The sequence below is a fragment of the Streptomyces sp. NPDC002004 genome (assembly GCF_053593975.1).
Map to the genome: position 1 here is coordinate 110,945 of NZ_JBSFDP010000014.1, position 14,166 is coordinate 125,110.

The 14,166-nt window shown below is 73.9% G+C and carries 9 protein-coding genes and 1 pseudogene; 5 read left to right on the forward strand and 5 right to left on the reverse strand.

The window, feature by feature from the left end; translation table 11 throughout:
• Positions 1 to 26 precede the first annotated feature (26 nt).
• Positions 27 to 1,949: a P-loop ATPase, Sll1717 family gene (locus ACWCP6_RS21975; protein WP_450934176.1), complete on the reverse strand. Its 1,923-nt coding sequence runs from the start codon at positions 1,947 to 1,949 to the stop codon at positions 27 to 29.
• Between the two features lie 173 nt (positions 1,950 to 2,122).
• Here ACWCP6_RS21975 and ACWCP6_RS21980 point away from each other — a divergent pair, with 173 nt between their 5' ends.
• From ACWCP6_RS21980 to ACWCP6_RS21990, 3 genes are all read left to right on the forward strand, one after another.
• Positions 2,123 to 2,743, forward strand: a complete 621-nt coding sequence (locus ACWCP6_RS21980) for a LysE family translocator (protein WP_450934177.1) — start codon at positions 2,123 to 2,125, stop codon at positions 2,741 to 2,743.
• A 226-nt stretch (positions 2,744 to 2,969) separates the two neighbouring features.
• Entirely contained in the window at positions 2,970 to 4,091 is a 1,122-nt protein-coding gene (locus tag ACWCP6_RS21985) for an aminopeptidase P family protein (protein ID WP_450934178.1), read from the forward strand.
• A gap of 70 nt (positions 4,092 to 4,161) precedes the next feature.
• Complete coding sequence (locus tag ACWCP6_RS21990) at positions 4,162 to 5,079, forward strand: aminoglycoside phosphotransferase family protein (RefSeq protein WP_450934179.1); 918 nt, start codon at positions 4,162 to 4,164, stop codon at positions 5,077 to 5,079.
• Between the two features lie 16 nt (positions 5,080 to 5,095).
• Here ACWCP6_RS21990 and treZ read toward each other — a convergent pair whose 3' ends face one another.
• A complete protein-coding gene (gene treZ / locus ACWCP6_RS21995) occupies positions 5,096 to 6,841 on the reverse strand; it encodes a malto-oligosyltrehalose trehalohydrolase (RefSeq protein WP_450934180.1) in 1,746 nt (581 codons plus the stop codon).
• 621 nt (positions 6,842 to 7,462) lie between these two features.
• Between treZ and ACWCP6_RS22000 the strand changes: the two genes are divergently transcribed.
• On the forward strand, positions 7,463 to 8,014 hold the full coding sequence (locus ACWCP6_RS22000) for a DUF1707 and FHA domain-containing protein (protein WP_450934181.1): 552 nt from the start codon (positions 7,463 to 7,465) through the stop codon (positions 8,012 to 8,014).
• A gap of 167 nt (positions 8,015 to 8,181) precedes the next feature.
• Here the strand turns inward: ACWCP6_RS22000 and ACWCP6_RS22005 are convergent, their stop codons facing one another.
• Positions 8,182 to 9,429 carry a M14 family zinc carboxypeptidase gene (locus tag ACWCP6_RS22005; RefSeq protein WP_450934182.1) on the reverse strand — a complete coding sequence of 416 codons (1,248 nt, stop codon included), beginning with the start codon at positions 9,427 to 9,429 and terminating at the stop codon, positions 8,182 to 8,184.
• A gap of 246 nt (positions 9,430 to 9,675) precedes the next feature.
• Positions 9,676 to 10,596 carry an AraC family transcriptional regulator gene (locus ACWCP6_RS22010; protein ID WP_450934183.1) on the reverse strand — a complete coding sequence of 307 codons (921 nt, stop codon included), beginning with the start codon at positions 10,594 to 10,596 and terminating at the stop codon, positions 9,676 to 9,678.
• Positions 10,597 to 10,696: 100 nt separating this feature from the next.
• Here ACWCP6_RS22010 and ACWCP6_RS22015 point away from each other — a divergent pair.
• Positions 10,697 to 11,596, forward strand: a pseudogene (locus tag ACWCP6_RS22015) (MBL fold metallo-hydrolase); the annotation flags it as partial.
• A gap of 124 nt (positions 11,597 to 11,720) precedes the next feature.
• On the opposite strand, the gene treY reads toward ACWCP6_RS22015, so the two are convergent.
• Positions 11,721 to 14,153: a malto-oligosyltrehalose synthase gene (gene treY / locus ACWCP6_RS22020; RefSeq protein ID WP_450934184.1), complete on the reverse strand. Its 2,433-nt coding sequence runs from the start codon at positions 14,151 to 14,153 to the stop codon at positions 11,721 to 11,723.
• Positions 14,154 to 14,166: the final 13 nt, after the last annotated feature.

Sequence of the window (14,166 nt, forward strand, 5' to 3'; positions counted from 1 at the left end):
GCCGGCGATGGGCACCGGCACACTACCTAGAGCCCCGAGGAGGTCCCCCCGCCGCTGCCGCTGCCGCCCGTCGTGCCGCCCGCCAGGCGGAACATGCGCTGCGACTCGTCCTCGATGCGCCGCACCATGCTTCCGGCACCGCTCACGGCGTCGACCCCACTGGCGTACAACTGGGCGGCCAGGCCGGCGAAGTACGACGCGGCGGAGAGCACGACATGCCGGGCGTCCCCCGCGGCGCCCGGCCCGCGCCCGGCACCGGTCGCGGTGTCCATCACCAGGGTCATGTCGCGCTGGATCTGCACCCGCAGCTCCTGGGGCAGTTCGGGGGCCTTGCCCAGCTCGGCGAGGATCGAGCGGCAGGAGCCCCTGAGCCGCTCCAGCAGCACGTACTCACGGCTCGGGCGGGTCCCCCCGCCCAGGGAGAGCGCGTTCCCGGAGGCGATCTGCGTCAGCGAGGTCGTGGGGTCGTACGGATGCAGATGCACGGCCCGGGTCGCGCCCAGCGCCTCGCGGAAGCACGGATGGATGTGGAACTCCAGCTCGTGCGGCTGGATCGTGAGCCTGTTGCCGCCCGCGTACTCGACCCCGCTGTGCCTGCGCACCCCCAGGAACCCCACGGAGAAGAGCGTGTCGAGGATCCCCGGCAGATGCAGCGCATACGCATACGCGGGGAACTGGTCGCGCAGCGTCCCGGCGACCGGTTCGAAGCGGTGGGCCAGCGAGCTGCGTATCACCAGATAACCGGAGTTCTGGAACAGCGGAACGAGCTGTTCGAGGAAGGGGTGGGCGATCAGGTACTCGTTGACCAGGTCCTTGAGCTTCCACAGCGAGAACTGCTTGGTGGCCTCGACGACATCGCTCTCGTGGATCCGCTCGTGCCCGTGCCCGAAGGCCCGGTCCCGGCACTCGTTGAGGAACTGGATGGCGTCGCGCGGCCGGGGCAGCGACCGCTCGAACAGATAGCGCGGCGTGGGCTCGCCTCGCACGGTGGGCGGGAACACGTCCTGCCACAGCCGCTCCTCGGTGAGTTCCGCCCCGGCGGAGGCCCGGGCCCTCGCCAGCGCGAGCTCCTTCAGCTGGGTCTCGGACCACTCGATGCGCAGCTCGTCACCGTGGAACTTGTCGGCCTCCACGAAGGCGAGCGAGTCGTAGATGTCGGAGCGCAGGAACAGCAGACAGCGCAGTGCACCGCCGTAGAGCGCGGTGGCGTGCTTGGCCGCGAGCAGCAGCCCGATCACCATGGAGTTGCTGTCGCCCTCCGCCGACCACACCTGCTCCAGCCGGTCCACGAGCAGCAGCAGCGGATGCAGGTCGGCACAGCCGAGTTCCTCGAAGGCCGCGGCCACGCCCCTTTCGACGACGCCGAGCTGCTGGGTCGCCTGCGCGCCCTCGGCCGGCTGCTTCGCGAGGTCCACCCCGGCCTTGATGCCGAAGGCCTCCAGGGACAGCGACGTACGCAGCCCCTGTGCCGCCCGCGCGAGCTGACTCGCCGTCCCCGGCCCAGACAGGTCCTTGGACAGCTCGCCGTTCTTCTTCAGGAACTCCCGCAGTGCCTTCACCGAGCCGGGTGTCCTGCCGGTGTGCGCCTCCTTGGCGTGGTCGACGAGATGGCGGGCCGCGTGCACCGCGAAGACGTACCGCCAGATCAGCGACTTGGCGGTGTCGCCCGTCAGGCCCACCGGGTCGAAGTGGCGTATCACCTCGCTCGTGGCGCCGTCCGGCGTGATGAGCACCGTGTCGCCCCGGTGTCCGTCTCCCGCGGACAGGTGCATGCAGATGGCGCTCTTGCCGGACCCCTTGCGGCCGATCACCAGCATCTTGTGCCCGGACAGCGCGCTGCGGTACTGGGGCGTCGAGACGAAGCCCCGGCGCAGCAGACCGGTCGACATGTCGCTCTCGGCGTCGTCGGCACCGAAGTACAGGCGCTCCACCGCGGACGGCTCGGTCATGCGCTCCCCCTGCCCACCCGTCACCTGAACCGGCCCGGCCATCATGCCACCGGCCACCGACACCCGGGTGCCGCACGGCTCTGATCCCCGGCCGTACCCCGCCTCCGTCGAGCGCCCGGCCACCCGTGAAATTCGCTGGCCGTCCCCGGGGTCCGCGCCCCACGATGGGCGGCATGCTGAGCACCCTCCTCGCCTTCCTCGGCGCCTGCACGCTGATCGCCGCCTCGCCCGGACCCAGCACGGTGCTGATCATCAAGCAGTCCCTGCAGAGCAGGCGTTCCGGATTCCTGACCGTGCTCGGCAACGAGACGGGCGTGTTCATCTGGGGCGTCGTCGCCGCCCTCGGCCTGACCGCACTGCTCGCCGCCTCGCAGGTGGCGTACGACGTGATCCGCTACGTCGGCGCCGCGGTCCTCGTCTGCTTCGGCGCCCAGGCGCTGTGGCGCGCCCGGCGCACGAGGGGCGAGGAGAGCGGCGGCTGGGAAGGACGCCCGAAGTCGGACGGCGCGTCCTACCGGGCCGGGCTGCTGCTGAACCTCGCCAACCCGAAGGCCGCCGTCTTCGCGATGTCCTTCCTCCCGCAGTTCGTGCCCGAAGGCGCCCCGCACCTGCCCGCGATGGTGGGGCTGGCCGCCCTGTGGGCCGTCTTCGAGGTCGGCTACTACAGCCTGTACGTGTGGTTCGTCGGCCGGATGAAGGCCGTGCTGTCGCGGGCCGGAGTGCGCCGCAGGCTGGAACAGGTGTCCGGGGGAGTGCTGCTGATCCTCGGCGCCAGGCTCGCCCTGGAGGGCTGACCCCCTGCGCGGCGGCGTCCGGACGGTCCGCCGGCCCGGCTCGCGGGGAACCCCACGGGCGGGCAGGATGCTGCCCGTGGGCCGGATGAGCATGGATGCCGCCCGTACACCTGGTAGATCTGGATGCCGACCGCACACCCGGCACACCCGCACCGGGCGGACCGCACACCCGGCGGACCCACGAGGCCTGCCGGGCCCGTCCGCCCTCGCTGGCCTGGAGGCCCCTATGACCGGCACGCCCGCGCCCTTCACCGCCGACGACTACAAGGCCCGGATGGACCGCGCCGTACGGGCCGCCGCCGACGCCGGGCTCGCCGGACTGCTCGTCGCGCCGGGCCCCGACCTGACGTGGCTCACCGGCTACCGGCCCGTGACGACCGAGCGCCTGACGGTGCTCGTCCTGGCCGCGGGACAGGACCCGGTACTGGTCGTGCCCACTCTGGAGGCCCCCGACGCCGCGAAGTGCGTCGGCGCGCCCGCACTCGCGCTGCGCGACTGGACCGACGGCGAGGACCCCTATGCGGCCATCGTGCCCCACCTGGAGCGCGCCGGCCGCTTCGGCGTCAGCGACGACACCTGGGCCCTGCACCTGCTGGGCTTCCAGCAGGAACTGCCGGACGCGTCCTACGTCGCCCTCACCACGGCCCTCCCCATGCTGCGCGCCGTCAAGGACGCCGCCGAACTCGGCCGCCTGGCGGCGGCCGGTGCCGCCGCCGACGCGACGTACGAGGAGATCCTGAAGGTTCCCTTCGGCGGTCGCAGGGAGAGCGAGGTCGCCGCCGATCTCGCCGCTCTGCTGCGGCAGTTCGGACACTCCCAGGTCGACTTCACCATCGTCGGGTCCGGGCCGAACGGCGCCAACCCGCACCACGAGGCGGGCGACCGTGTCATCCAGCAGGGCGACATGGTCGTCCTCGACTTCGGGGGCCTGATGCACGGCTACGGCTCGGACACCTCCCGGACGGTCCACGTCGGCGAGCCGAGCGCCGAGGAGCAGCGTGTCCACGACGTCGTGCGGGCCGCCCAGGACGCCGCCTGCCGGGCGGTGCGGCCGGGAATCGCCTGCCAGGAGGTGGACCGGGTGGCGCGGGCCCATATCGCCGACGCCGGGTACGGCGACCACTTCATCCACCGCACCGGCCACGGCATCGGCGTCACGACCCATGAACCGCCGTACATGGTCGAGGGCGAGGAGCAGACCCTCGTACCGGGCATGTGCTTCTCGGTGGAGCCCGGCATCTATCTGCCGGGCCGGTTCGGGGTGCGGATCGAGGACATCGTGACCGTCACGGAGGACGGCGGGCGGCGCCTCAACACGACCGCGCGCGAGATGGCGATCGTGCGGTAGCGGCGGCCGGCCCGCGGCCGGGGTACTCGGGCAGGTGAACAGCGGGGCAGTGAGCGATCAGGGGCGAGCGATGCGACAGCAGCCACCGACCGCGGACGACGTCCACCGGATCGTCCGCTCCGTCCTCGGCGGGACCGGCGCGGTCCCGGACGTGCGTCCCGTGCACGAGGGCGGCGAACCGTACGCCTGGTGGGTGGGCAGCCGCCATGTTCTCAGGCTCGCCCGGGACCGGGCCGCGTCCGCGGGACAGCGCCGTGAGCTCCGGCTGCGCGACCTGGTCCGCCCGCACGTCGGCGTGCCGGTGCCGGTCAGTGCCGGGTCGGGCGAATGGGCGCCGGGGCTCGCCTTCACCCTCGACAGGAAGCTGCCCGGGGTCGCCGCCGACGAGCGGGCCGTGTCGGCGGCCGGTGAGTCGGACCTCGCGACGCTCCTCACGGGTCTGCGGGCGGTACCCGTGGCGCAGGCGGCGACCCTGGGGCTGCCGCGGGTACCCGCGCGCTCCCTGGAGGCGCTGCGCGCGGCTGCGACCCGGGCGGCCGGACCGCTCGCCGCGGACGGCGAGTTCGACCCCGCCCGGCTGGCCCAGCCCACGCCGCAGGCCCTCGCCCAGTTGGCGCCCGGGCCCGCGGCGTTCCTGGTCCACCACCGCCTCACCGGCGACCGTCTGCGGGTGACCGCCGACGGGCGGGTGTGCGGGATCCTCGACTGGTCCGACGCGCTGGTGGGGGATCCGGCCGAGGACATCGCGGGCCTCGCCCGTGCCGTCGGGGCGCCCGCCGCCGTGCGGGCGGCCACGCTGGCCGGCTACGGCGCCCGGGACGGGCTGCGGGGCCTCTGGCTCGCCCGCTGCGACACCGTCCTCCGCTTCGCCGAGCGCCTGCACGGCACGGTCGGCACGCCCCTGTCGCTCCTCCGGCTCCAGCTGCGCCACGCCTGGGAGCCCATCCTGCTGGAACGCGTCACGGACCTGCCGGAGGAGGACGAGTAGCTCCCCGGGACCCCTGTCAGGGCTGGGCCAGCACCGCCGCCGACTCGGCCGGTACGTGCAGCAGTCCGTCGGAGCCGGGAAGCCCCACGGGCTCCCACGCTGCCAGTACGCGCACCGTCCGGGTCCCGACGGGAATCCGCACCGGCTCCTTGGACAGGTTCACGGCGACCCGGACGTCGCCCCTGCGGAAGCTGATCCAGCGCGCCTCCTCGTCGTACGACACCCGCACCGCGCCCAGATCGGGATCGGCCAGGTCGGGCTGCGTGCCCCGCAGCGCGATCAGCTGCCGGTACCACGCGAGCAGCCGCGCGTGCGGCTCCGTCCCCGGCTCCGCCCAGTCGAGGCACGAGCGCTCCCGGGTCGCCGGATCCTGCGGATCGGGCACGTCCTCCTCGGCCCAGCCGTGCCCCGCGAACTCCCGCCGCCTGCCGCGCCGTACGGCCTCGGCGAGCTCGGGATCGGTGTGGTCGGTGAAGAACTGCCAGGGCGTGCCCGCGCCCCACTCCTCGCCCATGAAGAGCATCGGTGTGAAGGGGGCGGTGAGCGTCACGGCGGCGGCGCAGGCCAGCAGGCCGGGGGAGAGCGTCGCCGACAGCCGGTCGCCCTGGGCGCGGTTGCCCACCTGGTCGTGGGTCTGCGCGTAGCCGAGCAGCCGGTGCGCCGAGGTCCGCGCCCGGTCCAGCGGGCGGCCGTGGTGGCGGCCGCGGAAGCTCGAATAGGTGCCGTCGTGGAAGTAGCCGCCCGTCAGCGTCTTCGCGAGCGCGGCGAAGGGCGCCGCGGCGAAGTCCGCGTAGTAGCCCCGGGACTCGCCTGTCACGGCCGTGTGCAGGGCGTGGTGGAAGTCGTCGTTCCACTGGGCGTCGATGCCGAGGCCGCCCCGCGCGCGGGGGGTGATGACGCGGGGGTCGCACAGGTCCGACTCGGCGATCAGGAAGAGCGGCCTGCCCAGCTCGGCGGACAGCCCGTCGACGGCCGTCGACAGCTCCTCCAGGAACGTCAGCGCGCGGGTGTCGCACAGCGCGTGCACCGCGTCCAGGCGCAGCCCGTCGAGGCGGTAGTCCCGCAGCCACGCCAGGGCGCTGCCGAGCAGGTACGCGCGCACCTCGTCCGACCCCGGTGCGTCGAGGTTGACCGCGGCGCCCCAGGGCGTGTGGTGGGTGTCCGTGAAGTAGGGCCCGAACGCGGGCAGATGGTTGCCGGAGGGACCCAGGTGGTTGTGCACCACGTCCAGGACGACGCCGAGACCGTGCTCGTGCGCGGCATCGACGAACCGTTTCAGCGCCTCCGGGCCGCCGTACGGCTCGTGGACCGCCCACAGCGAGACACCCTCGTACCCCCAGCCGTGCCGCCCGGGGAAGGGACACAGCGGCATCAGCTCCACATGGGTGACGCCCAGCTCGGCGAGGTGCCCGAGCCGTCCGGCGGCGGCGTCGAGGGTGCCCTCCCGCGTGTACGTGCCCACGTGCAGCTCGTACAGGACCGCACCGGGCAGGTCCCTGCCCGCCCACTGCGTACGCCAGGCGTACCTGCCCTGGTCGACGACCGCGCTCGGCCCGTCGGGGCCGTCCGGCTGCCGCCGGGAACGCGGATCCGGGAGCACGGGACCGTCGTCCACCGCGAACCCGTAGCGCGCACCGTCCACGGCATCCGCCTCGCCGGTCCACCATCCCGCACGCCCGGGATCACGCTCCAGGGTGCGCGGTGCGCCCTCCACGTGGAGCGTGACCCGGTCGGCCTGTGGTGCCCACACCTCGAACTGCACGGACGGTTCCCCCTCGTCTGCTCAGCGTGACGTCCCGTCCATGGTGCGTCAGATGAGATCGATCCGCTTCCCCATCACCGGATGTGCCGCGCGGGCGGAGGGGGCGGAGACGGGGAGGCTCCCGTCGTCCGCCGCGCCCGCGACGGACCCGGCGCCCCGGCTCCACGGGGAGGCGGGCCGCTCGACGAGCAGGTCGCATGCGTGTCCGTGGCCCCGTTGCCCGGGCTCCACGCCGATGAACCCGGTGCCGGCCCGCTCGGACGGTGCGCAGGCACGTGCCGCGCAACGGGCTCACCCGCGGGAGTGAACGCGCGTGCCGCCGCGCGCGGGGGACGGGCGACGGCGGCGGTCCGGTGCCTCCCCGGCCGCCGCGTCGGGCCCTTCGCGTCCGACGACGCGTGCAGCCCGTGGGTGCCCCAAGGGCTGCGGCGCAGCGCCGCGGCGACGGGGCGGCCGAGCGCCAGGAGGTCCGTGTCCCCGTCGGCGGGCGGACGGACCGCGAACCGGATCATGGACAAGTCCCCGCGCACAGTGGGCAGTCCGCGCAGCCCGGCAGCGCCGTACGCCGCCGGCGAACCGGTTTTCTGGACACCCCGGGCACACTGAATGACAATCACCTTCGTGACGTCGTCTTTCGAGTCCCTCCCTTCCCCCGCGCGGCTGTCGGACGCCGAGCGCGACACGGCGCTGCGTGCGCTCAGGGAGGGTGTGGCCCAGGGGAAGCTGTCGCACGACACGTTCGTCCGCCGCATGGAGCTGGCCCTCGCCGCGCGCAGATCGGACGAGCTCGCGCAGCTCACCGCCGACCTCCACACCGAGGGCCGCTGGTCGCGGATGGTCCTCGGTACCGTGGGTGCGCTCTCCGGATTCACGGTGCGGCTGCGCAGGGCCTGGCGGTCCGAGCAGCTGCCGAAGCTGCTGCTGCCCCAGCCGGGCGGCCCCGAGACGCTGCGCATCGGCCGTGACCCGGCGAACGGCCTGCGGCTGAGCCACGAGTCGGTGTCGCGGGTGCACGCCGAGCTGACCCGGCAGGGCGGCATCTGGGTGCTGCGCGACCTCGGTTCCATGAACGGCACGACCGTCAACGGCCGGCGGGTGGTCGGCGCGGCCGTCGTCCGGGACGGCGACCAGGTGAGCTTCGGACGGATGGGCTTCCGGCTCGCGAGCAACTGACGCCCGGGAGCTCGGTCTTCACGGTGCCGTCCCGCCCCCCGAGGGCACGAGGGTGCCCGTCGGCAGGTGCCGTCGCGCCGTCCCGGGCACGCGGATCCCCTCGCGCCGACACGTGTACGCGGGTCCCGTCGTGCCGACCCGTGCACCGATGTGCACACAGGGGCCCGTCACGTCCTCCCGCGCGCGTGCCGCGCCGCCGCCGCCACCGTGCGGGACTGGTGCTCCACCTGGTGGTCCAGCGGCACCCAGCGCGCCCGGAAGCGCTCGGCGAAGGCGTCGCACCACTCGACGACGAGCTGTTCCAGCCGTGGGGCGGCCCGGTCGTCCGCATCCTTGAGCACCCGCAGCAGCATCGCGGCGGCCCGCAGGGGGAGCCGGCGCCCGAAGGCGTCGATGCTGCCGATGTACGCCATGGTCGCCCCGGCGGGCGGAAGCCGCATCCAGTCGTCCGCGAGGCCCGGCACGAGAGCCAGCGCCCAGCGCGAGGCCCGCAGCAACGGCCCCTCCGCGCCGGTGAGCCGGGGCAGCGCGTCCGCGAGGACGTCCTCCACCAGCCGGGTGTCCCGCAGCAGCCGCAGGGACAGCCGCCGCATCGCCTCGGCCGGCGCGGGATGCGGTGCCGGGTCGTCCACCAGATCGCTCGCCCACATCGGCACCTCGACGACCGCCGTCAGCCCGCCGTACCGGTGTGCGTGGTGCCAGGTGCTGTGCCGGGCGTCGTCCGGCAGGCTCGGGAAGGCGGCGTCCGAGCCCGGCGCCGGCATCACATGCACCCCCGGCCCCGATGCGGGCCACCCCGCCGCGTCCGAGGCCCCCGTCTCCACCGGAATGTGCAGCTCGGCCGCCGACTTGGCGAACGGCTCGGCGAGCCCGGGGATGTCCTTGGTCAGCTGTACCCAGCTGCCGCCGAGATCGGTGCCGTGCAGGGACACCTGGAGGTAGGGCCGCACCTCGTCGATGACCCCGGTCAGCGCGCGCGTCTCGGGCGGCAGCCGGTCGGGCGGCAGCACCGACGGAGACCACTCGGGCTGCTCCGGGCCCGCGGGGCGGAAGAAGTGCCGGTGGTAGTCCAGCAGCGTGCGCGGAGCGGGCGTACGGTGCAGGCTCGCGCCGTCCGGGTCCGCGCACAGCAGGAAGTGCCAGGACGTCCCGGCCCGGAACGCCGGTTCGAGCAGGGCCCGTTCGGCCAGCCGCAGCAGCGTCGAGCCCCCGGTCGGCTCATTGGCATGCGCCCCCGCCACCACGAGCACCGCACTGCGTGCGTGCCCGACGGACAACAGGTGCAGCGGTCTGCCCGCGCGCGAGGTGCCGATCTGCCGCAGTGTGCTCAGCTCAGGACGGTGCCCGGCCAGCGCCCGCGCGGACGCGACGAGCTCGGTCGCACTGGGGTAGCGCTGCTCCGTCAGGTGACTCACCCCCGTCTGGCCCGCCCGCCGTCGCAATCCGCAGTACTCCACGGACGGCGTCGACTGTCAAGAAGGCGTCCCCCCGCCGACCCCCCGCCGAGCCGTCTTCGACAGTGCGGCCGACGGCCCGCGAGCGCGGCAAACGCGCCGTCGATCGCCCCGGACGGCCTGGGGAGCGGGTGCATCTGCCGCCTGGTGACGCGCTCTTGGGGACGTGCCGGTGGCTGCGCAGAGTGTCGCCGCCGGCCGGTGTCCTCATGTGCGTCCCGCTGCCTCCGCCCGGTACCGTCCCGGTGTGGTTCCGAATTCCCGGTTGAAGGCGTGGGAGAGGGCATAGGGGGTGCCGTAGCCGACGCGGCGGGCGATGGTGGCGAGCGGGTCCGGGGTGTCGCGGAGGAGAGCGGCGGCGAAGGTGAGCCGCCACCAGGTGAGGTAGGCCATCGGAGGACGGCCCACCAGGGCGGTGAACCGCCGGGCCAGGGTGGGGCGGGACACTCCTGCCTCGCCGGCCAGGCGCTCGTTGGTCCACGGGGCGGCCGGGTCCGAGTGCAGTGCCCGCAGGGCGGCGGCCGCCACCGGGTCGCCCAGGACGCTCGGCCAGACGCCGGCGGTGCCCTCGGCCATCCACGAGCGGATCATGTACACGAGGAGCAGGTCGAGCAGGCTGGGGACCGCAATACAGGCTCCGGGCCGCTGCTCGCCGAGTTCGCCGCCCAGCAGGTCGATGGCGGCGCGGAGTTCGGGGTGCGTGCCGATCCGGTTGGGGAGATGGACGACCTCCGGCAGCTCCGCCAGGAGCGGATGGGCCCGGCTGCGGTCGAGCCGGTACTTGCCGCACAGCAGTTCCACCTCGCCGGCACCTGCCCGGGGCGGAGGGGGGATGCTCCCGTCGAGCCAGCGCTCGAACGGCACCGCCCGTTCCGCGGCGGTCGCGTCGGTGCCGGCGTCGGCGAGCACATGCTCCGTCCCGTGCGGCAGCAGCACTGCATCACCGGCGCCGAGCGAGAGCGGGGCGCCATCGTCGGTCAGCAGCCGGCAGCGGCCCTTGAGGACCACGTGGAACCCCGCGCCGTCGTACGGGGCGAGCCGGGTGCACCAAGTTCCTCCGACCCGCACCCGGTTGGAGGAGGGCCGTCCCACGCGCACGGCCGAGACGGCATCGCTCACCACGTCCATCCCGTCAGCGTACCCATGAGCTCAAGGGTGAGACGGATGCGTATCAGGATGAGCCGGAAGAGCATTGAGAGGCTCGGTAGACCTGCCTAGCGTCGACGGCATGAACGAAGAGAGCGTGCAGAGCATCATGCTGGGCGATGTCGAGGTCATCCGCGTCGTCGAATGGCAGGGGGCGTTCGCGCCCGCCCGTGGCCTGGTCCCGGAGTCCCCGGCCGAGCTGTGGCAGGACAACGGGGACTGGCTGGCGCCGGACCACTGGGACCCGGAAGGCGACCGGGCGGTGGTCGCGCTGCAGACCTGGGTGCTGCGCAGTGGCGGACGGACGGTTCTGGTCGACACCGGGGTGGGCAACGGGCGCGAGCGGCCGGGCTCGCCGATGTTCCATCGCTGGCAGGGCGACTTCCTCGGCCGCCTGGCCAGGGCCGGAGTCCGCCCGGAGGACGTGGACGTCGTCGTCAACACGCACCTCCACGGCGATCACGTCGGGTGGAACACCACGGGTGCCACGGGGGAGTGGGCGCCGACGTTCCCCAACGCCCTGTACCTCCTGCCGACCGCCGACGACTTCCACTTCGGCCCGGACAACGCGTACGGGAACGGGCTGCGCGAGGACGACCGGCTCATCTACCAGGACAGCGTCGCGCCGGTCCACCGCGCCGGGCAGGCCGTGCTGTGGGACGGCGTCCACCGCATCGACGAACACCTCACCCTCGAGTCCGCGCCGGGCCATACGCCCGGTTCGTCGGTGCTGCGGCTCGAGTCCGACGGCGACCGGGCGGTGTTCGTCGGCGATCTGCTGCACAGCCCGGTGCAGATCCTCGCCCCCTCCTGCAACAGCTGCTTCTGCCTGGACCCGGTCCGGGCGGCGGCCAGCCGCCGTCGGGTCGTCGAACGGGCAGCCGACCTCGGGGAGTTGCTCGTCCCGGCGCATTTCGGCGGGGCAGGAGCAGTGGAGGTCGGCCGGACACGTGGGGGCTTCGCCCTCGGGCCGTGGGCTGCCTGGAAGTCCCCCGCGCGCGGGAGGCCTGCCGTTCGAGCAGCGTCCTCCGTACGAGGGGAGTCCTCCGTGCCCGCCGTCGAGGACGACGGGCCGGAGAGCCGGGACGGGGCGGCGGGCCGGCCGCTCATGCCGGCGTCCTGGCGCCGGACCCGCCGTGCGCCCGTTCCAGGAGGAGCACCGGCAGGTCCGCGAACAGATCCGCCACGCGCACCCGCCCGGTGAACTCGCGCCCCGGAGTGAGCAGATCGCGCCACACGCCCTCCGGCAGCTCCAGCTCCGTGTCGCGCCAGCCCCCGGCGTCGGCCAGCCGCCGTGAGAGGCGCGTGACGGCGCACAGGACCTCCGAGGAGCGTACGAACGCCACACAGTGCGCGGCGGCCGCGCCGCGGGCGTGCAGCGGCTCGTACGTGGCCGCCTCGCCGAACGCCTCGGGGCGGCGGGCGCGCAGCCGCAGCGCGGCCATGGTGAGCGCGGTCTTCTCGGCGGACAGATCCCTGGGGCGGCGGCCGGACTCGACGTCCTCCAGGAACTTCCGGCGGAAGCGCACCCTTCGGCGGTTGTCCGGGTCGACGAGCACCCGGTACTCGCTCTCCGTCCCCTGGTAGACGTCGGGCACCCCCGGCATCGCCAGGTGCAGCAGTGCCATCCCGAGGACGTTGGCCCGCACCTGGGGCCGCACCCGCGAGGTGAACTCCGCGACCGTGTAGAGCGGCGGCCCGCAGGGACCCGCCTCCACGAACCGGGTGACGGCCTGCTCGTAGTCGGCGTCCTGTTCGGTCCAGCTGGTCCGCAGCCCCGTCTCGCGGACGTGCTTCAACAGCGCCGGGCCCACCCGCTCCGGATACGGGAACCCGCAGCCGACGGCCGTCTGCCAGGCCGCCCAGGCGATCACTCCGTCGGGCGCGCCGGCGCCGCCCCCGCGCCCGGTGGCCTCGGTCACCCGGGCCAGCAGCTCCGCCCACTCCCCGGGGCACTCGGTGAGGACGGCGATGCTGGCCCGTACGTCCGCGCTGCGCTTGGTGTCGTGCGTGGACAGCACGGTCCCGGTGAGCGGCCAGTCGTGCTGCACGCGCGCGCAGAACGCGTGGAACGTCTCCGGGGCCACCGCCGGGGAGCCGGGTGCGCCGCCCACCTCCGTGGCCGACAGCAGCGCCGGGTACCGGTAGAACGCGGTGTCCTCCACGGCCTTGGCACGCAGCGCCGAGGCGATCTGCGCGAACCGCGCGCGGAACCCCGTGGCGTCGGGCCCGTGACCCAGTCGGCCGAGCACCAGATCCCGTACGACGTCCACCGCGGCGGCCTCCTCGGGCACGTCGAACGCCCGCCTCGCGTCGGCGGCTGCCTCCTCCGTCAGGACGCTCTCGGCGCCCCCCGAGGCGTACGGCCGGTACACCGGGAGGCGGACGAGCAGTTCCTCGATCGCGGTGCGCAGCGCCCACGGCGCGCGGTCGCGCAGTGCGGGGTCGGCGGAGCAGATGCGGTGCCCCGCGCGGGTGAGGCGCTCCACCTCGGCGGCCAGCTCGTGCCGGACCACCTCGTACGCCGCGCGGCGCACCGTCGCCGTCCAGTCGCCGCCCAGATCGGCCTCGGGAACCGCGAAACGCCGGTACTGTTCCCGCAGTTCACCCGCCCCCTCCGGGTCCGTGAACAGGCCGTCCACGTGCCGCAGCGCGTCGTACCCGGTGGTGCCCGCGACCGGCCACGCGTCGGGCAGCCGTTCCCCGTCCGCGAGGATCTTCTCGACCACGGTCCACTTGCCGCCCGTCGCCTCGTGCAGACGGCGCAGGTACACGCCGGGGTCGGCGAGCCCGTCCGGATGGTCGACCCGCAGCCCGTCCACCACGCCCTCGTCCAGCAGCTCGACGATCTTCGCGTGGGTCGCCCGGAACACCTCGGGGTCCTCCACACGCACCCCGATGAGGTCCGAGATGGTGAAGAACCTCCGGTAGTTCAGCTCCGTCCGGGCCAGCCGCCACCAGCAGAGCCGGTACCACTGTGCGTCCAGCAACTGCGGCAGCGGCAGCTTCCCGGTGCCCGCGCGCAGCGGGAACGAACTCTCCCCGTACCGCAGGACGTCCCCGTCGACCTCCAGCTCGTCCAGTTCCTCCCCGATCCGGTGCGCGAGCACCGGGAGCAGCACCCGCCCGTCGTGTGCCTGCCAGTCGATGTCGAACCAGCGCGCGCAGGGCGACTCGGGGCCGTCGCGCAGCACCTCCCACAGGGGGCGGTTGAGCTGCGGCACCGCCGCCATGTGGTTGGGGACGATGTCCACGACGAGACCCAGACCGTGGTCCCGCGCGGTCCGGGACAGCGACCGCAGTCCGTCCTCGCCGCCCAGCTCGCCCCGCACGCGCGTGTGGTCCACCACGTCGTAGCCGTGCGTCGACCCGGGCACTGCTTCGAGCACCGGCGACAGATGCAGATGCGACACACCGAGGGACGCCAGGTACGGCACGGCGGCCTCGGCGGCGGCGAACGGGAACCCCGGCTGCAACTGCAGCCGGTAGGTCGCGGTCGGCGGCGCGGGGATCACATGCTCGGAGCGTTCAGGGGTCATGCGAACGTACGTA